This is a genomic window from Lactivibrio alcoholicus, assembly GCF_055390895.1.
Genome location: NZ_AP042471.1, coordinates 3,252,342 through 3,274,922 on the forward strand (window position 1 = coordinate 3,252,342; position 22,581 = coordinate 3,274,922).

General features: G+C 57.0%; 11 protein-coding genes, 2 tRNA genes and 3 rRNA genes. 13 read left to right on the forward strand and 3 right to left on the reverse strand.

The genetic code is table 11. The features are described from left to right. Position 1 precedes the first annotated feature (1 nt). From ACZ5IU_RS15040 to ppsA, 7 genes are all read left to right on the forward strand, one after another. On the forward strand, positions 2 to 589 hold the full coding sequence (locus ACZ5IU_RS15040; protein ID WP_464418761.1) for a hypothetical protein: 588 nt from the start codon (positions 2 to 4) through the stop codon (positions 587 to 589). A 74-nt stretch (positions 590 to 663) separates the two neighbouring features. Then, the gene (locus ACZ5IU_RS15045) at positions 664 to 1,542 is read left to right on the forward strand and encodes a glycine--tRNA ligase subunit alpha (RefSeq protein WP_464418763.1); all 879 of its coding nucleotides are present in this window, start codon (positions 664 to 666) and stop codon (positions 1,540 to 1,542) included. Positions 1,543 to 1,559: 17 nt separating this feature from the next. Beyond that, on the forward strand, positions 1,560 to 3,638 hold the full coding sequence (gene glyS / locus ACZ5IU_RS15050; protein WP_464418765.1) for a glycine--tRNA ligase subunit beta: 2,079 nt from the start codon (positions 1,560 to 1,562) through the stop codon (positions 3,636 to 3,638). Next, positions 3,635 to 4,438 (forward strand): pyruvate, water dikinase regulatory protein, encoded by an 804-nt coding sequence (locus ACZ5IU_RS15055; RefSeq protein ID WP_464418767.1) that lies wholly within the window; start codon positions 3,635 to 3,637, stop codon positions 4,436 to 4,438. The genes glyS and ACZ5IU_RS15055 overlap by 4 nt, the downstream gene beginning before the upstream one ends. A 25-nt stretch (positions 4,439 to 4,463) precedes the next feature. Continuing rightward, positions 4,464 to 5,282, forward strand: coding sequence for a pyruvate, water dikinase regulatory protein (locus tag ACZ5IU_RS15060; RefSeq protein WP_464418769.1), 819 nt, complete (start codon positions 4,464 to 4,466; stop codon positions 5,280 to 5,282). A 95-nt stretch (positions 5,283 to 5,377) separates the two neighbouring features. Continuing rightward, entirely contained in the window at positions 5,378 to 7,978 is a 2,601-nt protein-coding gene (ppdK, locus tag ACZ5IU_RS15065; RefSeq protein WP_464421956.1) for a pyruvate, phosphate dikinase, read from the forward strand. A gap of 30 nt (positions 7,979 to 8,008) precedes the next feature. After that, positions 8,009 to 10,381, forward strand: a complete 2,373-nt coding sequence (gene ppsA / locus ACZ5IU_RS15070) for a phosphoenolpyruvate synthase (protein WP_464418771.1) — start codon at positions 8,009 to 8,011, stop codon at positions 10,379 to 10,381. Between the two features lie 79 nt (positions 10,382 to 10,460). Here ppsA and ACZ5IU_RS15075 read toward each other — a convergent pair whose 3' ends face one another. After that, the gene (locus tag ACZ5IU_RS15075) at positions 10,461 to 12,758 is read right to left on the reverse strand and encodes a transglycosylase domain-containing protein (protein WP_464418773.1); all 2,298 of its coding nucleotides are present in this window, start codon (positions 12,756 to 12,758) and stop codon (positions 10,461 to 10,463) included. Between the two features lie 245 nt (positions 12,759 to 13,003). Here ACZ5IU_RS15075 and ACZ5IU_RS15080 point away from each other — a divergent pair. From ACZ5IU_RS15080 to rrf, 5 genes are all read left to right on the forward strand, one after another. Beyond that, a 16S ribosomal RNA gene (locus ACZ5IU_RS15080) occupies positions 13,004 to 14,524 on the forward strand. Positions 14,525 to 14,587: 63 nt separating this feature from the next. Next, positions 14,588 to 14,664: transfer RNA gene (locus tag ACZ5IU_RS15085), tRNA-Ile, on the forward strand. A 17-nt stretch (positions 14,665 to 14,681) separates the two neighbouring features. Next, a tRNA-Ala gene (locus tag ACZ5IU_RS15090) sits at positions 14,682 to 14,756 on the forward strand. Between the two features lie 58 nt (positions 14,757 to 14,814). Beyond that, positions 14,815 to 17,816, forward strand: a 23S ribosomal RNA gene (locus ACZ5IU_RS15095). Between the two features lie 77 nt (positions 17,817 to 17,893). Next, positions 17,894 to 18,009, forward strand: a 5S ribosomal RNA gene (gene rrf / locus ACZ5IU_RS15100). Together the 16S, 23S and 5S rRNA genes with 2 tRNA genes alongside form the textbook arrangement of a ribosomal RNA operon. Positions 18,010 to 18,235: 226 nt before the next feature. Here rrf and ACZ5IU_RS15105 read toward each other — a convergent pair. Next, positions 18,236 to 18,877 carry a histidine phosphatase family protein gene (locus ACZ5IU_RS15105; protein ID WP_464418775.1) on the reverse strand — a complete coding sequence of 214 codons (642 nt, stop codon included), beginning with the start codon at positions 18,875 to 18,877 and terminating at the stop codon, positions 18,236 to 18,238. 2 nt (positions 18,878 to 18,879) lie between these two features. After that, a complete protein-coding gene (serA, locus tag ACZ5IU_RS15110) occupies positions 18,880 to 20,523 on the reverse strand; it encodes a phosphoglycerate dehydrogenase (RefSeq protein ID WP_464418777.1) in 1,644 nt (547 codons plus the stop codon). A 370-nt stretch (positions 20,524 to 20,893) separates the two neighbouring features. Here serA and ACZ5IU_RS15115 point away from each other — a divergent pair, with 370 nt between their 5' ends. Beyond that, a complete protein-coding gene (locus tag ACZ5IU_RS15115) occupies positions 20,894 to 22,570 on the forward strand; it encodes a GspE/PulE family protein (RefSeq protein ID WP_464418779.1) in 1,677 nt (558 codons plus the stop codon). The last annotated feature ends 11 nt before the right edge of the window (positions 22,571 to 22,581 follow it).

Below are 22,581 nucleotides of genomic sequence, written 5' to 3' on the forward strand. Positions count from 1 at the left end.
TGTGGAAACGCTCGATCAGGGGAACCGCTGCGTTTCCGGAATGATCCTGAAACGTTCGGTCACGGCGGAGGGAGACGGTTCGATCCTTCTGTTTTCAAGGGAACACGGGATGTTTTGGGTTTCCGCTCCCGGGTGCATGCGAGGGAAAGTGCGCTTCGGCGGATCGATCGAACCGCTCGTTTTCGGGTACTTCCAGATCTATACGTCCACGGCACGGACCTTCCTGAAGTCGATCGACGTCAAGGAGGATTTCTGGGAAATAAGGAAAACTCCTTCGGCTCTCAGGAAGGCCTTCGGATGGCTTTTCCTCGTTTCGGAATTACTGCCGATGCTGACGCCGGAAGGCGAACTTCTCAAGAATCTCTTCTGGTCGCTCAGGCTGCTCGAGAAAGGGTGTCATCCCGATCTGGCAGAGCACCGTTTCCTGCGGAGATGGTGCCGCATCTGGGGAGTCGATCCCGGGTCTTTTCTGGCGGGTGACGGTGGAGATGACTGGTATTTGTCCCGGAATACCGTCGAACGCGGGGGAATCGCTCCCTTTCTTTCCGAAAACGGAACGATGCTGCGGTGCCTTCGCGAAGCTCTCTGAAAATTCTATGTGACCGTACATGCAACGATGCGTATAATAGCAGGATAGCTTTTTCACGGCAGGGAGGAGTACAGGTGAACTTTCAGGATATCATTTTTCGACTTGAACGTTTCTGGTCGGAACAGGGATGCGTCATCCAGCAACCGTACGATGTGGAAAAGGGAGCGGGAACCATGAATCCCGCGACGTGTCTCCGGGTGTTGGGCCCCGAACCGTGGAGAGTGGCGTATGTCGAGCCCTCCCGGCGTCCGACGGACGGGAGATACGGCGAAAATCCCAACAGACTGCAGCAACATTACCAGTATCAGGTCATCATCCAGCCCGCGCCGAGAGACATCCTCGAGATCTACATCGCGAGCCTTCAGGCGATCGGCATCGATCCCTCCGACCATGACATCCGGTTTGTGGAGGACGATTGGGAATCTCCGACCGTCGGAGCGTGGGGGCTCGGATGGGAAGTCTGGCTCGACGGCATGGAGGTCACGCAGTTCACCTATTTCCAGCAGGTCGGTGGAATCGATATGGAGCTGGTTCCCGCCGAAATCACGTACGGTCTTGAGCGCATCGCGATGTTTGTCCAGAATGTCGAAAACGTCTATGACCTGACGTGGGTAGGAAACGTGAAATACGGAGACATCCACCACAGGAGCGAGGTCGAACATTCGACGTACAACTTCGAGATAGCGGACACCGCGATGCTTCTCTCGCTCTTCTCGATGTACGAGGCCGAATCGAAACGTCTCGTCGCGTCCGGGCTTGTGCTTCCGGCATACGATTATGTCCTCAAATGTTCGCATACGTTCAACCTGCTCGACGCGAGAAACGCGATCAGTGTCACGGAACGGACCGGATACATCGGCCGGATTCGCACCCTGGCGAGCGCGTGTGCGGCGGCGTATGTCCGGCAGCGGGCCGAAATGGGGCATCCTTTTGCGAACAAATTCGTTCGCTGAACTGACGAGGTGATATCATGACCTTCAGAAATCTTCTGCTCGAAATCGGCACCGACGAAATCCCGTCGCGCTTCCTCCCCGACATAATGACGCTGCTCGCCTCCGTTGCGGCAGAGGAATTCGCAAAGGCGCGGCTCAAATACTCCGGCATCGGCGTCATGTCGACCCCGCGGCGGATCGTCATGTCCGCCTCCGGCGTCGCGGACAGGCAGGAAGACGTCGAGACCTCGATGAAAGGTCCTCTCTGGTCGGCGGCTTTCGATTCCAACGGCGTTCCCACGAAGGCGGCTCACGGATTCGCGAAGAGCAAGGGCGTTTCGTATGAGGATCTTTGTCCGATCGACGTCGACGGAGTCCGGTATGCCGGTGCGATCCGTTCAGAGAAAGGACGTCCCTCGGAGACGATTCTTCCGGAAATCCTTCCCGTCATCATCAGAAGACTCGTCTTCCCGAAGAATATGTACTGGGAAGACCCGACCGTCCGTTTCGCGCGGCCCATCCGATGGATACTCGCGCTCCTCGACGACAGCGTCGTTCCGTTCGGAATCGCGGGACTCAGGAGCGACAGGGTCACGAGAGGTCATCGATTCATGGGAGCTTCGAGGATCGAAATCGAAAAAACGTCAGACTACCTCGACAGGCTCTATGACAATTACGTCATCGTCGATCAGGAAAAAAGAAAACAACGCATGCTTTCGGGGATCGCCAATCTCGAGCGGGATCTTGGGGGAACCGTGGAACTGGAGCCGGAGCTCGTCCAGGAGAATCTGTCGCTTGTGGAGTATCCGGTGCCGTTTTTCGGCTCATTCGATGAATCCTTCCTCGAAATACCCCATGAGGTATTGACGACGACGATGAAAAAGCATCAGAGATACTTCCCGGTCAGGGACTCGAACGGGCGTCTTCTTCCGTTTTTCGTGGGTGTGAGCAACAACAGAGCATCTTCGATGGACGTCGTCCGCGAGGGAAACGAACGTGTGCTCCGGGCCAGGCTTTCCGACGCGGCCTTCTTCTGGAAGGAGGATCTGAAACGCTCGCTTTCCGGAAGGGTCGAAGAATTGAAAAACGTCATTTACCATGAAAAACTCGGATCCGTTTACGAAAAGGTGAAAAAGACGCAGCAGCTTGCGTTGTGGATCACGTCGACTCTGGGACACGGTGAACTGCTTCCGTCCGTCGAAAGGGCGGCGTTCCTTTCAAAAGCCGATCTCGTGTCCGAAATGGTCTACGAATTTCCGGAACTCCAGGGAGTCATGGGGCGTGAATACGCTTTGCGCGACAGGGAACCCGACGTGATCGCCAGGGCGCTGTACGAGCAGTACCTGCCGAAATTCGCGGGAGACGCGCTCCCGAAGGAGTTGGCGGGGGCGATTCTCGGAATGGCGGAACGGATCTACATTATCGTTGCCTGCCACGGAATAGGGCTCGCTCCGACCGGATCGCAGGATCCCTATGCGTTGCGGCGGGCGGCACGATGCATCAACGAAATCCTTTTCGGACTGAACCTCGACTTCGACGTGCATTCGTGCGTCTGCGAGGCAGCGCGCATCTGCGGAACCAGTGACGATATCCGCGATGCCGTCCTGTCATTCCTGCAGCAGCGCCTCCTTATCCAGCTGAAGGAGCGCGGGGCGTCCCACGAAATCGCGTCCCTCGCGGTATCGGTGGCGGGCAATCGTCCGTTCCAGGCGCTACGCTTCCTGAACGCGCTTTCCGAAGTACAGGCGCAGCCGTGGTTCTCCTCCCTCGTCACGTCTGCGGTACGAGTCCGGAACATTCTCGCAAAAGAGGGATCCGGCGTCACTTCGGGAGCGGATGTCTCGGCGGATCTCCTCCGGAAGGATGCCGAGAAGGCACTCAATCAGGAAATCGAAGCTCTGGAACCGAGGCTGGGAAAAGCGCTCGAAGCGTCTGACTGGACCGGACTCACCGGTCTGCTTGCGGAACTGTCACCGGCGATCGCGCGGTTTTTCGAGGATGTCCTTGTGATGGACAAGGAAGAGGAGGTCCGGAAAAACAGACTCCTCCTCCTTGACAGATGCCACCGCCTCTTTATCAAAGTGGGCGACATCGGGGTGCTGAAGGGGGAAAAATGAACGCCGTCGACCTGATAATCGTTTCCGACTCTACGGGAGAGACTGCCGAGCATGTCGCGCATGCGGCGATGAGTCAGTTTGACGCGGCATTCGCGAACGTCTCGCGGTTTCGGTATATCGATTCCGACGAGAAACTGTCTGACGTGTTCGAAAAGGTTGCGGGAAAGAAAGTTCTCATCGTCGGAACGCTGGTCGCGAAAGAGCTTCGTCGCAAGATGGCGGAAGAGGCCGAAGTCCGGGGAATACCCTGCATCGATCTTATGGGGCAGCTTCTCGATACGCTCGAAGAGCGCGCGGGATACGCGCCCTCGGAGACTCCCGGACTTCTGCGGCGTCTGGACGAAGAGTATTTCCGGAGGATCAAGGCTGTCGAATTCGCAATCAAGTGTGACGACGGAAAAAGCCCGGAGTCGATTCCTCTGGCCGATCTGGTCGTTCTCGGAGTGTCCCGCGCCGGGAAAACGCCGCTCTCGATGTATATTGCGAACAAGGGCTACAAGGTCGCGAACATTCCCCTGATTCCCGAAGTCGATTTGCCGGAGATCGTGCGGACGATCCCGGCCGGCAGACTCGTGGGACTCATCATCCGGGACGATGCGCTGATCAGGATCCGCCAGGAACGCCTCAGGATGATAGGGCTGAATCCGGAAGCTTCGACATACGCCAGCACCGAACGCGTCCTTCGTGAGCTCGATCACGCGAAGCGAGTGCTGAAGGAGCTTCATTGCCGGGTATACGACGTTACGGGTAAAGCGGTCGAAGAGACCGCGCAGGAGATCCTCGATGTACTGCGCGGATGATGTTCCCGTTCCGGGAGGCGACGGCGTGAATCGGCTCCATGTTTCGGTACCCGTTTTTGTCGTATCGGATTTCACGGGAGAAACGGCGGAAAGCGTCGCGAAGGCGGCGTCGCGGCAATTCAACGCCGATTCGGTGGTGATCCGGCGTTTTCGGTATGTTACGAGTCTCGACGAGGCGGACATCGTGGTCTCGAAGGCCGTGGAAGAAAAAGCCCTGCTCGTGTGTACGTTCGTCAACGAAAAAATCCGGCTCAGAGTCGTAAATGAAGCGCAGCGTCAGGGAATCCCCTGCATCGACCTGTTCGGTCCGCTGCTCGGTGCGCTTTCGGATCTTCTGGAAAAGAAACCGCGCGAGGAGCCGGGATTGTCGCATACGCTCGACGAAGAATATTTCAGGAGGGTGAAAGCCGTCGAGTTTACGATCAACTGCGACGACGGCAGCAATCCCCAACTCCTTCACAAGGCCGGACTGATCCTGATCGGAGTATCGAGAACGTGCAAGACGCCGCTCTCGATGTACCTCGCGCACAAGGGAATCATGACCGCCAACATCCCCCTCGTACCGGAGCTCGAAGTCCCTGAAGAACTTTACGAAGCAGATCCGAAAAAGATTGTCGGCCTCGTCATCTCTCCGGAAAAGCTCGTCGAACTGCGAACGAAGCGACTGATGATGCTCGGACTTTCTCCGAAGGATTCGGCGTACACCGAAAAGCAACGTGTCCGCAAGGAACTCGATTACGCGAGGAATCTCATGGAGCGCCTTCACGTAAGGATAGTCGATGTCACCATGAGGGCAATCGAAGAGACGGCACAGGAAATCCTCAGCATCGTCCAGGAAGGGTAACGAGCCAAACGAAGCGGCGATATAACACTTTCGGAGGTGAATTCATCGTGGTGGAAAAGACCTATGTGTACCGTTTTCAGGAAGGGAGCCGGGAGATGGTCTCTCTTCTCGGCGGCAAGGGCGCGAATCTCGCCCAGATGGCACGAAACGGCCTCCCCGTTCCGTCGGGCTTTATCATCACTACGGAGGCATGCTCCGCATATAATTCCGACCGGACCTTTCTCGATTCCATTTGGCAGGACATCGAACGGCACGTGCGCCTCCTCGAAGAAGAAACGGGGAAGAAGTTCGGCGCCGGACCGGAACCGCTTCTCGTCTCCGTTCGCTCCGGGGCTCCGATCTCCATGCCCGGAATGATGGACACGATCCTGAACCTCGGCCTGAATGCCGAAACAGTGGAATTCCTGGCGGCGACATCGGGAAACCGCCGTTTTGCGCTCGACAGTTACCGTCGTTTCATCCAGATGTACGGCAACGTGGTCGACGGGATCCCTTCGGAGCGCTTCGAGGCGATTCTGGAACGAACGAAAAACACTCTCGGTGTCAGGTTCGACTTCGAGATTCCGGCCGAGGCGCTCGAATCGCTTATCGCGTCGTATATGACGCTCTATCGGGACGAGACGGGGCACACGCTTCCTACGGATCCCTGGAAACAGCTCCGTCTTTCGATCGAAGCCGTTTTCGGAAGCTGGGACAATCAGCGCGCGAAGACGTACCGGAAGCTTCACGGCATTTCGGATACGCTCGGTACCGCCGTCAATATCGTCTCGATGGTCTACGGCAATCTCGGTGAGGATTGCGGAACCGGCGTCTGTTTCACGCGAAGTCCGTCGAACGGCGAAAACAAGATCTATGGTGAGTTTCTCGTAAACGCGCAGGGAGAGGATGTCGTCGCGGGGATTCGGACGCCGCTCCCGATCGACGAGCTTCGTTTCGTCATGCCGGATATGTATGCCGAACTCTCGAACGTCTGCGAACAGCTCGAGCGGTTTTACGGAGACATGCAGGACATAGAGTTCACGATCGAACGGAAAAAGCTCTTCATTCTGCAGACGAGGAGCGGGAAACGATCCGCACAGGCCGCCGTACAGATTGCGGTCGATCTGTTCGATTCCGGAATGATCGACAGGACGACCGCTGTTTCACGCGTCTCACCGGAACAGGTTGAAAACCTTCTTCACAAACAGGTCGATCCTCGGACGACCGCCGAAGTCATCGCCCGAGGGCTCCCCGCCTCTCCCGGCGCCGGCGTCGGGGTTGTAGCGTTCGATCCGGACGATGCGGTCGCAATGCAGAAAGAAGGAAAGAAGGTCATTCTCGTCCGCCCGGAAACGAATCCGGACGACATTCACGGTCTCTTCGCGGCTGAGGGCGTGGTGACGAGCCGCGGCGGAATGACGAGCCACGCGGCAGTCGTTGCCCGGGGGCTCGGGAAGCCGTGCGTCAGCGGATGCGAAGACATTACCATAGACATTGAACAGAAGATTCTTTTTGCGCAGGAAATGATGATCCACGAGGGTGACACGATCACGGTGGACGGGACATCCGGAAAGGTCCTCAAAGGGGCAGTTCCGCTCGTTGAACCGTCATTCTCGGAAGGATTCGAGCGGATCCTCGGGTGGGCCGACGAGATTTCCAGACTCCAGGTCTGGGCGAACGCCGATACTCCCGAAGACGCAAGGAGGGCGCGCGGATTCGGCGCCAGAGGAATCGGGCTTTGCAGAACGGAGCACATGTTCATGGCCGAGGAGCGGCTCCCGATCATGCACCGGATGATTGTGGCGGATTCCGAACGGGAACGCAAGGCGGCGCTCGATACGCTTCACGGAATGCAAATGGCGGATTTTGAAGGAATCTTCCGTAATATGAAGGGGCTTCCGGTGATTATCAGACTGCTCGATCCGCCGCTTCACGAGTTCCTTCCCAAGGAGGAGGAGCTTAAAGAGCAGCTGCTGGAGTTGGAAAAGAATGGAAAAGGCATTACAATAGAAGCGGACGCTCTCCGGAAGATGCTCATCAAGCTGGATTCCCTGAAAGAGGCAAACCCGATGATGGGTTTCCGCGGATGCAGGCTCGGGATCGTTTTCCCTGAAATCTATTTCATGCAGGTTCGCGCCATATACGATGCGCTGATGCTCGTTCACAAGGATGGATGCGATTCGCGCCCGGAAATCATGATCCCGCTTGTCGGTTCCATCGAGGAAATGGCGTCCTTGCGTCGTGACATCGAGGCGATCGCGGTCGATTACGAAGAACGATTCGGGCACAAGATCCACTGTCCGATCGGGACGATGATCGAAGTTCCCAGAGCTGCGTTCATTGCGGACAGCCTTGCGGAAAAGGCCGATTTCTTCAGCTTCGGAACGAACGACATGACGCAGATGGTGTTCGGATTCTCGCGGGACGACGCGGAAAGCAAATTTCTCGGCGTCTACGTCGAGCGGGGAATCCTGCCCGTAAATCCGTTCCACGAACTGGACCGCGAGGGAGTGGGCGCGATTATGAGAATCGCGGTCGACAAGGGGCGCTCAAAGAATCCGGCCCTTTCCATCGGAATCTGCGGCGAACACGGAGGAAATCCGAAGAGCATCGCGTTCTGTCATTCGATCGGCCTCGACTATGTGAGTTGTTCCCCCTTCAGAGTTCCTGTCGCCCGGCTTGCGGCCGCTCATGCCGCGCTCGGACGGATAAAATGACCGAATCTGAGATAGGAGGCAGAAGGTATTATGGCGACGTACCACTTTGTGCGCTGGTTTTCTGAAATAGGGAAGGGCGATATCCCCCTGGTGGGCGGCAAGGGGGCCAACCTCGGCGAAATGACGCGACACGGCGTCGCCGTTCCGCCGGGCTTTTGCGTCACGGCCGAAGCGTACAGGGAGTTCGTCAGCTCCGCCGGAATCGGCGACAGGATCAGGGAGATCATCGGTTCGATCAACTACGATGACGCGGATGATCTGAACTGCAAATGCGGCGATATCCGTCGCCTCTTTCTCGAAACTCCTATTCCGGAAGCGATCCGGAGCGATATCGAAACCGCGTACCGTGAGCTTTGCCGCAGAGCCTCTGTGGACAACATGCGCGTTGCGGTCAGAAGCTCCGCGACCGCGGAGGATCTTCCGGACGCTTCTTTCGCGGGTCAGCAGGATACGTACCTTCACATACGAGGCGCCGAGCACGTAACGAATCATGTCCGACGCTGCTGGAGCTCCCTCTGGACCGGACGCGCGACGTACTACAGACAAAAGCAGGGCTACAACCATTTCGACGTATCGCTGTCAGCGGTCGTCCAAAAGATGGTCAACAGCGGAAAGTCGGGTGTCATGTTCACGGCGAACCCGATTACGAACGACCGGAATCAGATCATGATCAACTCGAGCTGGGGATTGGGGGAGGCCGTCGTCGCCGGGATTGTCACACCAGATGAATTCACCATCGACAAGACAAGCCGCGAGGTTGTTGATCGTCATATTTCCGACAAGAACCTCATGATCATAGAACGCCCGGACGACCTTGGGACTATGGAGGTCGCCGTGATGGATTATCTCGGCGCCGACAAGATCGCCGTCCCGAGCATCTGTGAATCCGAGGTTCTGACTCTTGCGGACGCAGGAATGAAAATAGAAAAACTGTACGGGGTTCCTCAGGACATCGAATGGGCGTTCGACAAGGATACGTCTGAACTGTATATCCTGCAGTCCCGTCCCGTAACCACGCTCAAAGGCGGTGAACCGGCAGTGAATACTCAGGAACATGAAGCGCCGAAGCAGGAATTGAAAATGCTCGTCCGCGGGCTCGCGGCTTCACCCGGCCTCGCGGCGGGGAAAGTGGTCCTTGTCAAGGACCTGAACGAAATCGGACGTATAAACACCGGAGACATTATGGTCACGGGAATGACGAACCCCGATATGGTTCCGGCGATGCGGAAGGCGGCGGCCGTTGTGACGGACGAAGGCGGTCGCACGTGTCACGCGGCCATCGTGTCGAGAGAACTCGGCATTCCCTGTGTCGTCGGTTCGAAGACGGCAACGGGCGTCCTGAAAGACGGCATGATCGTAACGGTGGATGCGACCAGGGGAGTTGTCTTCGAAGGAAACCTGATAGTCGAGGAGAAGAAGACGACAGAACATGCCGATGCGAGCGCGGCGACGATTTTGAGCGAAAATCTCGTCCATCAGCTCGCTCCGGTCACCGGAACGAAGATCTACATGAATCTCGGCGAACCGTCGATCATCGGCAAGTATCAGGCTCTGCCGTTCGATGGAATCGGCCTCATGCGCACGGAATTCATATTCACGAACATGGTCGGCATACACCCGATGTACCTCGTCAAGACAGGACAGGGCAAACTCCTTGTCGACAAGATGTCCGAGGGTATCACTGCCGTCGCGCAGGCGATCTATCCGCGTCCGATCGTCGTCCGGATGAGCGACTTCCGTACGAACGAGTTCCGCGGACTCAAGGGCGGCGAAGACGTCGAGCCGGAAGAGAACAACCCGATGATCGGGTGGCGGGGAGTATCCCGCTACATTTCGCCTGAATACGAGGCCGGATTCCGGCTTGAATGTCAGGCGATCCGGAAAGTTCGCGAGGAGTACGGACTCATCAACGTGTGGGTCATGCTGCCGTTCGTGAGAACCGTGTGGGAGCTCGAGCGGGTCAAGGCCATTCTCACCTCGGAGGGGCTTGTCCGCAGCGGTTCGTTCAAACTCTGGATCATGGCGGAGGTTCCATCCGTCGTATTCGCTGCGGACGAATTCGCGCAGATGGTCGATGGATTCAGTATCGGAAGCAATGACTTGACGCAACTCGTTATGGGCGTCGACCGCGATTCCGGCGTCCTGAACAGCATGGGGTATTTCGACGAACGCGATATTTCCGTCAAGCGGGCTATTTCGACGCTCATCCGTGCGGCACACGGGCACGGAATCACATGCTCCATCTGCGGCCAGGGGCCATCGCTCTATCCGGACTTCACGGAATTCCTCATTCGGGAGGGAATCGACAGCGTGAGCGTCAATCCCGATACGGTCGCCTATACGAGAAGACTCGTCGCCTCGATGGAGCAAAAGATCATCCTCGGGAAAATTCGCGGAGAATAAGTGCCAGTGTCATACGCATAAAAACGGGGGAGATCGCGCCGAAGGCGCATCTCCCCCGTTTTTATGCGTAAAGCGAAGATCAGTTGTTGATCCCGTATTGCTTGAGGAGCTTCTGGTATTTGTCCTCGATCGTCTGGGCAGGGCTCGGGTCGTTCTGATATGGTTTCGACGAAGTGTCGGGAACTACGGCCTCCTTTTCCAGTGACTGTCGTACTTTTGCGGGGAGTGTCTCCGGCAATCCTGCGGTTGTCTGGCCTGATCCAGAAGAATACTGTGCGAGAAGCGCCTCGTCCTGTGGAATCAGAAGAAGGCGGGGTGTATGCGAATCCGTCTCGGCCAGCGTCACCCCCCCCCCATGAAGGGGGCAAACGGTTGTCGGTGCCGTATTCGCCGGCATAAGAATCTTTACTGCGGGACATCCCTGCGCAGCTCGATATCCCGTTTTTCTGCAAATACTCACTTCCTCGACCTGAGCGTCCTGCGGGACTTCGAACTTCGACGGAATCTTCATGTACTTCATTGCGCCGACGATGAATTGCTTCCAGACGGGGGCGGCGAGAACGCCTCCAGTCGCGTTCTTCGTCCCGAGCGGTTTGTGATCGTCATTTCCTACGTAAACGATCGCCACAAGTCCGGGCACACCTCCGAGAAACCACGCATCGCTGAAATCGTTCGTCGTCCCCGTCTTGCCGAAGCTCTCCGTCTTCGGGATCTGAGCCCTGGTTCCCGTTCCCGCCCGGATCACATCCATCATCATCGAGCGGATGACAGCTGCGGTGCCGGGCGCTACGCTCTGTGTCGACACAGGATCGCGCGTTTCGAGAATGTCGCCTTCCGCGGAACGTATTTCTCGGATAAAGAGAGGCGCGACGATTTTCCCATTGTTTGCGAAACAGGAAAACGCGATCGACATTTCGAGGGGTGTCACACTGGCGCTTCCAAGGGCGATAGAAAGGTCGGCGGGAACGTGCGGACTCGTGATTCCGAGACTGCGTGCCATCGCCACGACCGGTTCGACGCCGATGTATTCGGCCGTCCTTACGGCAACGGTGTTGATGGAATGAATGAGCGCGTCGTGAACGGTGACCTCTCCGCGGTACTTCCCATCGTAGTTTCCCGGAGACCACACAGTCTGATTCGGCCCTTTCTTGTCGAAGGAGAGCGGAGCGTCGAGAAAGTGGTCCGTCGGCAACACTCCCTGTTCGAGTGCCGCCGCATAAATAATGGGTTTGAAACCTGATCCTGGCTGCCGAAGCGCCTGTGTCGCACGGTTGAACTTGCTCTCCTTGAAGTCCTTTCCACCGCTCAGCGCCAGAATCTCTCCGGTTGCGGGGTCCATTGCGACAAGGGCCCCCTGGGTTTTCAGCGTCTGAACCGCTTTGTCCGCCTCCTCCTGGAGTCGGAGGTCGAGAGTGGTATAAATCTCGAGGCCGCCGTTATAGACCGTTTCCGTCCCGTATTTGGGAAGGAGATCGTTGAAGAGGATTTGAGAAAGAAAATAAGGGGCCTTGTTATACTCGGCGACCTTGTTTGGTGTATGGTTGATGATAAGTTTCTCGTCGACGGCTTTGGCGCGCTCCTCCTCGGTAATCCATCCGAGGGCCACGAACCGGTCGAGGACGTATTCCTGTCGCTGCTTTGCGGCCTTGAAATGAAGAAGAGGGCTGTACTTTCCGGGTCCTGGCAGAATTCCGGCGAGCATCGCCGCTTCCGGAAGTGTCAGGTCCCGCGCATCCTTGCCGAAGTAAGTGTGGGCCGCGGTATCGATTCCCCAGGCACCGTGGCCGAAATAAATCGTATTGAGATACTTTTCGAGGATCGTATCCTTCGAGAAGATTTTTTCGAGTCGAATGGCGAGCATGAGTTCCTTGATCTTTCTCCTGAAAGTCCGCTCATGCGTCAGGAAAAGATTCCTCGCAAGCTGCTGGGTAATCGTGCTTCCGCCCTGGCGTACCCTCTGGTGCATTATGTCGACCCAGAGCGCGCGTATGATTCCGCTTATCTGAATCCCGCTGTGCTGGTAAAACGACGAATCTTCCGCGGCCAGGGTAGCCTTGACCATCCAGGGGGAAATGTCGCGAAGTTCGAGAGGATTCCTGTTCTCCATAAAAAGCTTCGCGATAATCTCCTTGTTTCTGTCGTAGACAACCGACGCGATACTGTTCTTATACGCGAGTATCGCGTCGACAGGCGGGAGTTCCGCGGAGAGATTCCGCAACAGCAACGTGCCTCCAACGCTCACGACAGCCGTTATCGTCAGAAGAAGGAGACAAACGGTTGCGACGAACGCCCGGATAATCCGGGAGAACAGGCTTCGTTGCTTCTTTCGTGGTTTGCCCTCGGGCGAGGGTGGAATACTTCCGGGTTTTTGGGGCATGGACGAGCCTCCTTGAGAGGACATGGACAAAAGCGGACATCATTATAGCATTATGTCGCGAGAGGTCGCTTGAAACAGGAGACTGCTACGCACCGCAGTGCCGCAGAGAAAACGAAAATAATCGGACTTTGACGGGGGGACTTGCAAAGCGTTCGACCCCGTGGTATATTTCTCGCCGTTGCCGCTCAGAGCGGCAGATCCTTGAAAGCCGAATACAGTGCGTAATATCAAGCGTGGACCTGAAATTCATGGAGAGTTTGATCCTGGCTCAGGACGAACGCTGGCGGCGTGCTTAACACATGCAAGTTGAACGGGTCATATGTGAAGGGTAACCGGAATATATGGCTAGTGGCGAACGGGTGAGTAATACATGAGGACGTATCCTCGAGAGGGGGACAACATTGGGAAACCGATGCTAATACCCCATAAGCCGAGAGGTAAAAGGGAGCGATCCGCTTGAGGAGCGGCTCATGTCCTATCAGCTAGTTGGTGAGGTAACGGCTCACCAAGGCGAAGACGGGTAGCCGGCCTGAGAGGGTGACCGGCCACACTGGAACTGAGAGACGGTCCAGACTCCTACGGGAGGCAGCAGTGGGGAATATTGGGCAATGGGGGCAACCCTGACCCAGCGACGCCGCGTGAGGGAAGAAGGCCTTAGGGTCGTAAACCTCTGTTGTGTGGGAAGAAGGAAGTGACGGTACCACACGAGGAAGTCCCGGCTAACTACGTGCCAGCAGCCGCGGTAATACGTAGGGGACGAGCGTTGTCCGGAATTACTGGGCGTAAAGGGCGCGTAGGCGGTCATTTAAGTCAGCTGTGAAATGGTCCGGCTCAACCGGATCATGCGGTTGAAACTGGATGACTGGAGTGCTGGAGAGGCAAGTGGAATTCCCAGTGTAGCGGTGAAATGCGTAGATATTGGGAAGAACACCGGTGGCGAAGGCGACTTGCTGGCCAGCAACTGACGCTGAGGCGCGAAAGCCAGGGGAGCAAACGGGATTAGATACCCCGGTAGTCCTGGCCGTAAACGATGAATGCTAGGTGTGGGCATCGAGAGGTGTCCGTGCCGGAGCTAACGCGATAAGCATTCCGCCTGGGGAGTACGATCGCAAGATTGAAACTCAAAGGAATTGACGGGGGCCCGCACAAGCGGTGGAGCACGTGGTTTAATTCGATGCAAACCGAAGAACCTTACCTGGGTTTGACATGTACGTAGTAGTGAGCTGAAAGGCGAGCGACGAAGGATTCGTCCGGAGAGCGTACACAGGTGCTGCATGGCTGTCGTCAGCTCGTGTCGTGAGATGTTGGGTTAAGTCCCGCAACGAGCGCAACCCCTGCTGCCAGTTGCCATCGGGTAAAGCCGGGCACTCTGGCGGGACCGCCGGCGACAAGCTGGAGGAAGGTGGGGATGACGTCAAGTCATCATGGCCCTTATGTCCAGGGCGACACACGTGCTACAATGGTCGGTACAGAGGGAAGCGAGCCTGCGAAGGCAAGCGGATCCCAGAAAGCCGGCCCCAGTTCAGATTGAAGTCTGCAACCCGACTTCATGAAGCCGGAATCGCTAGTAATCGCGGATCAGCCAAGCCGCGGTGAATACGTTCCCGGGCCTTGTACACACCGCCCGTCACACCACCCGAGTTGGGTGCACCCGAAGCCGGTGGCTGAACCCGTAAGGGACAGAGCCGTCGAAGGTGTGCTTGGTGAGGGGGGTGAAGTCGTAACAAGGTAGCCGTACTGGAAGGTGCGGCTGGATCACCTCCTTTCTAAGGAGAAGAGCGAAAGCTCTTCAGCAACGAATCTGACGCTTGTTTTGCGCACTGTCTTCAGGGCCGATAGCTCAGTTGGTTAGAGCACGCGGCTGATAACCGCGAGGTCAGAGGTTCGAATCCTCTTCGGCCCACCATTTTTTTGGCAAGCTCTGGGGATGTAGCTCAGTGGGAGAGCGCCTGCCTTGCACGCAGGAAGTCGACGGTTCGAATCCGTTCATCTCCACCATTTGCGTGTCTTGCCTCATGCACCTTGACAGAAGAAAGAGGAAGTTGGACTGAAACGAGGGAAAGGTAGTAAGGGCACACGGGGGATGCCTTGGCGCTGGTAGCCGAGGAAGGACGCAGCAAGCTGCGAGAAGCCGCGGGGAGGAGCAAGCATCCGTTGATCCGCGGATATCCGAATGGGGGAACCTGCCCGGAGAAATCCGGGAATCGCCGTAAGGGCGAAGGAACCCGGCGAAGTGAAACATCTCAGTAGCCGGAGGAAGAGAAATCGAAGAGATTCCCTGAGTAGTGGTGAGCGAAAGGGGAAGAGCCTAAACTCACGCAATGCCAAGACTGCGGTCGTTGTTGCGTGGGGGTTGTGGGTCTATGCCGGAGGAGTCCGCAGACTTCTCGGGGAGTTATAAAGGGCGCATCTAACCGAACCGTGTTGGGAAAGCGGACCGAAGAGGGTGAAAGTCCCGTAGGTGAAAGGCGCGTCTCTCTCTGGGCATAGAACCCGAGTAGGCCGGAGCACGTGGAATTCCGGTTGAATCAGGGCCGACCATGGTCCAAGGCTAAATACTACCAGCGACCGATAGTGAAGCAGTACCGAGAGGGAAAGGTGAAAAGCACCCCTGGCGGGGAGTGAAAGAGACCTGAAACCGTGTGCCTACAAGCAATCGGAGCCTGAGCCGTCGCGAGACGGTGAGGGTGACGGTATGCCTTTTGTAAAATGAGCCGGCGAGTTATCGTATGTAGCGAGGTTAAGGTGCGAGAGAGCACTGGAGCCGAAGGGAAACCGAGTCTGAAAAGGGCGGAAGTTTCATGCGATAAACCCGAAGCCGTACGATCTAGCCATGGGCAGGTTGAAGCCCCGGTGAAACGGGGTGGAGGACCGAACCGGTGCCTGTTGAAAAAGTCTCGGATGACCTGTGGTTAGGAGTGAAAAGCTAATCGAGTACGGTAATAGCTGGTTCTCCCCGATATGCATTGAGGTGCAGCCTCATGCGATGAGTCATGGGGGTAGAGCGCTGGATGGACGATGGGGACAGGAGTCCTGCTGACTTCAACCAAACTGCGAATACCATGACTTTAGCATGGGAGTGAGACTACGGGTGAGAAGGTTCGTGGTCGTGAGGGAAACAGCCCAGACCGCCAGCTAAGGTCCCAAAGCAATGCTGAGTGTGGCAAGGATGTGGAGATGCCTGGACAGCCAGGAGGTTGGCTTAGAAGCAGCCATCCTTTAAAGAGTGCGTAACAGCTCACTGGTCGAGGATCTCTGCGCCGACAATGTAGGGGGCTAAGCATTGCACCGAAGCTGCGGGATTTGCACGTAAGTGGAAATCGGTAGGGGAGCGTTCCATGCGGGGAGAAGTCGAACCGGAAGGTTTGGTGGACTGCATGGAAGTGAGAATGCCGGCATAAGTAGCGCAAAGTATGTGAGAAACATACTCACCGGAAGCCCAAGGGTTCCTGGGGAAGGCTCATCCACCCAGGGTTAGGCGGGACCTAAGGCGAGGCTGAAAGGCGTAGCTGATGGACAACAGGTAGACATTCCTGTCCCGACACTGTGACGCATGGACCGAAGGGGTGACGCAGAAAGCTAGGCGGAGCCGGGGGATGGAAGACCCGGTTCAAGGGGGTAGGCAGGGTTCGCAGGAAAAGCCGTGAGCCCAAATGCTGAGACCTGATGGGGAGCTCCGTAAGGGGCGAAGCCGCTGACGCTCTGCTGCCGAGAAAAGCCTCTAGGGAGGAACAGTGTTGCCCGTACCCGAGACCGACGCAGGTGGGCTGGCTGAGAAGGCTAAGGTGAGCGGGATAACTCTCGTTAAGGAACTCTGCAAGTTGACCCCGTAACTTAGGGAGAAGGGGTGCCACTGCGGTGAAGTCAATGCTGGCGGAGCCGCGAGTGGTCGCAGAAACCAGGCTCAGGCGACTGTTTACTAAAAACACAGGACTCTGCATAAGGCGCAAGCCGAAGTATAGGGTCTGACACCTGCCCGGTGCTGGAAGGTTAAATGGAGGGGTTAGCCGCGACCGCAAGGGAGAGGCGAAGCTCTGAAATGAAGCCCCAGTAAACGGCGGCCGTAACTATAACGGTCCTAAGGTAGCGAAATTCCTTGTCGGGTAAGTTCCGACCTGCACGAATGGTGTAACGATCTGAGCGCTGTCTCGACGGGAGACCCGGTGAATTTGTGGTTCTGGTAAAGACACCAGATACCTGTGGTGGGACGGAAAGACCCCATGGAGCTTTACTGTAACCTGATACTGGATTTTGGCATGTCATGCACAGGATAGGTGGGAGACATTGAAGCCATGACTTTGGTTGTGGTGGAGTCGACGTTGGGATACCACCCTTGAGATGCCGGAATTCTAACCGCAGCGTCTGAATCGACGAGCGGGACACTGTCAGGCGGGCAGTTTGACTGGGGCGGTCGCCTCCTAAAGAGTAACGGAGGCGCGCAAAGGTCACCTCTGGGCGGATGGAAATCGCCCGTGCGAGCGCAAGTGTATAAGGTGGCCTGACTGTGAGACTGACAAGTCGAGCAGGGACGAAAGTCGGTACTAGTGATCCGGCGGTTCCGAATGGAAGGGCCGTCGCTCAACGGATAAAAGCTACCCTGGGGATAACAGGCTGATCCTGCCCGAGAGTTCCTATCGACGGCAGGGTTTGGCACCTCGATGTCGGCTCATCGCATCCTGGGGCTGTAGCAGGTCCCAAGGGTTGGTCTGTTCGCCCATTAAAGCGGTACGTGAGCTGGGTTTAGAACGTCGTGAGACAGTTCGGTCCCTATCCACCACGGGCGTAGGGTATTTGAGGAGAGCTGCTCCTAGTACGAGAGGACCGGAGTGGACGAACCGCTGGTGTATCGGTTGTGCTGCCAAGTGCATACGCCGAGTAGCTATGTTCGGAACGGATAACCGCTGAAGGCATCTAAGCGGGAAGCCGCCTTCAAGATGAGATACCCCATTCCCGAGAGGGAAGTAAGGCGTCCCGGAGAACACGGGGGAGATAGGCCGGAGGTGGAAGCGCTGAGAGGCGTGGAGCTGACCGGTACTAATACGCCGAGGCCTTGCCCTCGTTACAGTCCGACTTTTTCCGATATCGAGAGATATCGTCTTCTGTCGCAAGTGCATGAGGAAAGAAGAAAAGAGGTATCAGGTGACCCTGGCGGAGGGGACACACCCGGTTCCATGCCGAACCCGGAAGTTAAGCCCTCCAGCGCCGATGGTACTGCGGAGGGTATCCGCGGGAGAGTAGGTCGTCGCCTGATACCTTTTTTTGCTCTCCCCCCCTCCTTCCCCCGGATCTCCGTACGGCGTTTCCGAATACTCCTCATTCCCCCATAACCCTTACCCCATACCCAAACCAAACCCAAACCAAACCAAACCAAACCAAACCAAACCAAACCCAAACCAAACCAAAACCAAACCAAACCAAACCAAACCAAAACCAAACCAAAACCAAACCAAAACTCATACCCCGTAACCCGTAACACTCTATAACCCCAGCTGGACGCTCCCCACGTACCCGTTCCCGAGATGACAACCGTCCCCGCAGACGCAAAGAACGGGATCTCCACCCGAAAAATCGAAAACCGAAATGCTCCCGTTCTCGAGCCGGAACCGCCAGAAAGACGAAAGTGGCATGTCGAGCAGATGGCACAACATCGTTTTCAGAACGGCATCGTGCGCAACGACGATGGCCGCTTCGGACGTTTGATCCGTAATTTGCGCGAGCGCTCTGACGGAACGCTCCTTCACGTCGCCGAGTGACTCTCCTCCAGGTCCGGGCATTTTCACCCCCTCCGGCTTCCTGTGCCATCTGTCGAGCAACTCAGGCCATCGTGACGCTACCGCGTCGCTCTTGAGCCCCTCCCACGTCCCGTGGCAGATTTCCGTGAGATCTTCGAGAACGTCGACGGAAAGTCTGTGCGGTTCTGCGATGATCCGTGCGGTCTGTGTCGCCCTCGAAAGAGGGCTGCTCCAGACCGCGTCGATATGAATGCGTGCCAAAGCCTGCGCGGCGCGTTCGGTCTGGCGGATCCCTGTCGGGTTCAGCGGAACGTCGCAGCGCCCTTGGAAACGGCCCTGTATGTTCCAATCGGTTTGTCCGTGACGGACGAGAAAGAGAGTCTTCATGACTACATCGCATCCTTTGTCAGAGTGACGGTCGTCGCCCAGACGAAATCGCTGTCCGAGCGGAGTTTCTGGAGAAGATCATCCGGAATCGCGGAGTCGACCTGCAGAACGCCGAGAGCGAGTCCGTTCCCGTTTTTTCGTCCGAGCGCGAAGTTCGCGATATTCACCCCGGCGTTTCCGAGAAGCGTGCCGATTCTTCCGATAACTCCCGGACGATCGTGATTGCTGAAAAGAAGGAGCGTCCCTTCCGGAACGAAGTCGATCCAGTAGCCGTTTATCCCTACGATGCGAAGCTTGTTTTCCTCGGTCACGGTCGCCGAGATCGTGACGACGTCTCTGTCGCTCTTCGCGGAAACTTCGACGATATTGTTATACGTGCTTGCGGTTCCGCGGCTTTCTTCCACGCGAAGGGACCTGTCCTGCGCGAGAAGCGGGGCCGACATGTAATTCACTTCCGGGCCGAGATGGACTTCGAGAAACCCTTTCAGGATGCTGACGGCATACGAAGAGTGGCGATACGGAAGTTCGAAATGTATACGCCCCGCGTCTTCGGTGAAGAGCCTTCCGAAGAGTCGGATGTTCAATCGCTGCGGCGCTCCCGAAAGAAGCCGCGCGGCGATGATTCCCATCCTTCGTGCGAGGGAGAGATATTGTCGCTGATGCTCAGGAAGCCCGTGCGCCATGAACGGCAGATTGACGGCGTGTTCGTACGCCTCGCCGCGGAGAGCGGAGAGCATGTTCTCGACCGCGATCCGCGCGACCGCTGATTGCGCTTCGTGCGTATTCGCGCCGATATGCGGTGTCACGACGACCTTGTCGCGTACATCTTCGGCGAGCAGCGGATGATCCTTGCGGATCGGCTCCTCTCCGAAGACATCGAAGGCGACGCCCGCGATGCGTCCATTCCGCAACTCCCGCGCAAGCGCGTCTTCATCGACGAGATTCCCCCGGGCGCAGTTCACGAGAAACGCTCCGCACTTGAGTGACTTCAGTTCCCTCTCACCGATCATTCCGCGCGTTTCGGACGTGAGAGGCACGTGGAGCGTCACGATATCGGCAAGGGCGAGAGCTCCGTCGAGGTTTTCGAGGAGTTTTGCGCCGATTCGCTCGGCATGCGCTTCGGAGACGTACGGATCGAAGGCGAACACTTCCATCCCGAACCCTCTCGCCCTGATCGCAACCTGGGAACCGATTCTTCCGAGCCCAACGATCAGGAGTTTCCGTCCGTGAAGCTGATTTCCCATGAAGTCTTTTCTGCGCCATTCCCCGTTCATGACGGAAGCGTGAGCATGCGGGAGTCGTCTGACGGCGGAGAGCATCATTGCCATCGTGTGTTCCGTCGCCGCGAGCGTATTTCCTGTCGGCGCGTTGATGATGACGATGCCGCGTCTGCTTGCTTCCGCGATATCGATATTGTCGACTCCGACCCCCGCGCGTGCGACGACCCTGAGCCGTGGGGCGCGATCGAAGATTTCGCGATCGAGCGGAGTTCCGCTTCTCGTAAGCATTGCGTCGACGTTCGAAACGGCTTCGAGAAGCGCTGTGCGATCGAGACCGATGCGCAACGAGACGGAGACATCCCGTGCCTGGGAGAGGAGATTCATTCCGCTTTCGTGAATGTGTTCCGTTACGAGGATTGTGTGCATGATGTCGATATTCTCCTTTCTCATAAAAAAGAACCGGACCCTGTGCGGCCCGGTTCTTTTTGCATTATTGCGGATGGCGTTTTTCATCCGGAATCAGGGGGCGTCCTGTGTCGGGCCGGGCACAGAAAGTTCCGTCGTCATGCGCGAACGCGATGACGATGAGAGACTGCCGCGCGATCCGGAAACCGACACATCAAATCGACACATTCGTCCGACTTCCTTTCTGAAAGTTACGCAGCTTATACCACTGCTCTCCGTAGCGGTCAAGAGCGTCTCTCCGCAAAATCCGCAGTGTCGCGTTGTATTCCTCTGAACTATTCGTTATGATTCATACTCGGGAAAGACAAGAACTCTATCGGGAGGCGCAACGATGGCACAACTGCAACGACTTGGCGATCTCCTCGTGGAAGCGGGGGCAATCACTCCGGAGCAACTGACGCATGCGCTGGCCGAACAGAAAAAATCGGGGGAACGCCTCGGAACGTTTCTTGTTTCCAAGGGGCTGATCACCGAGAACAGACTCATGGAAACCCTGAGCCGCCAATTGAAACTCCCGCTTGTTTCACTCTCCCGGTACCGGCCGATGCCGGAGGCCCTCCGGAAAATACCGCAGAACGTCGCGGTACGGCTCCAGGCCATTCCTCTCAGCATCGAGGATAGCACGATCCTGCACGTCGCGACATCCGATCCGCTCGACATCATGGCGCTCGACGAACTCCGGATGCTCACCGGAATGGAGATTCGTCCCTCTATAGCGACATCGTCCGACATCAAGCGAAACATCGACCGGCTGTATACGATCCAGGATTCGCTGAAGGAAGCGATGATCGAGGTAGTCGAGGGAGGGCAGAGAGCGAGAGAGTTCGACCTCGCCCGATCGGTTTCGGAGGCTTCACCCGATGACGCACCCGTCATCCAGCTCGTCAACAGCGTTATCGAACAGGCCGTTCGCGAAGAGGCGTCCGACATCCACATCGAGCCATTCGAAAAGGTATCGCATGTTCGCTATCGCGTCGACGGACAGTTATTCAACGCCTTTGATTTTCCGCCGGGGCTCCATCCTGCCGTCTCGTCGCGGGTCAAGATCATGTCCGGAATGGATATCTCCGAAAAACGCAGGCCGCAGGACGGCAGGATCCTCGTCAACGCTCTGGGGCGGCGCATCGATCTCCGCGTTTCGTCGCTGCCGTCGATCTATGGGGAAAAGATCGTCCTTCGGATTCTCGATCAGAGCAACGCGATGGTCGGTCTGCAGAAGCTCGGTTTCGAGGAAGACGACCGCGAGCTTATCGAGATGCTCATAGCGTCTCCGTACGGCGTTATCCTGCTGACGGGCCCGACCGGGAGCGGAAAGTCGACGACGCTTTATTCCATGCTCGAACAGATCAACAAACCGGAAGTCAACGTCATCACCGTCGAAGATCCGGTCGAATACACGATTCTCGGCATCAATCAGGTCCAGGTCAACGAAAAGGCCGGCCTGACCTTCGAATCGACGCTCCGCTCGATCCTCCGGCAGGATCCCGACAAGATCATGATCGGAGAAGTCCGGGACAGGGAAACGGCGCAGCTTGCCATCCGCGCCGCTTTGACGGGGCACCTCGTTCTGTCGACGCTCCACACGAACGACGCGCCGAGTGCGGCCGTCCGCCTGACCGACATGGGCATCGCGCCGTTTCTCGTCGCGTCGTCGCTGATGGGGGTCATCGCGCAGCGTCTCGTCCGCATCCTGTGCCCGCACTGCAAACGGGAATACACCATGACGGAAAACATGTGCCACAGCCTCGGCGTAAAAAGCGGAACACACGCGTGGGAACCCGTCGGATGCGACGAATGCCGCGGGACCGGGTTCAAGGGACGGGCCGGGATCTTCGAGATCCTCATCGTCAACGACACGATCCGGCGAATGATCGTCGGGGGCGCCTCCACGACCGACCTCCGGGAAGAGGCCATCAAGCTCGGGATGAAAACGCTCCGCCGTTCCGGGATCAACAAAATCCTATCCGGAATGACGAGTGTCGAGGAAGTCTTCGAAGTCTCCATGTAGCACCGAAGGAG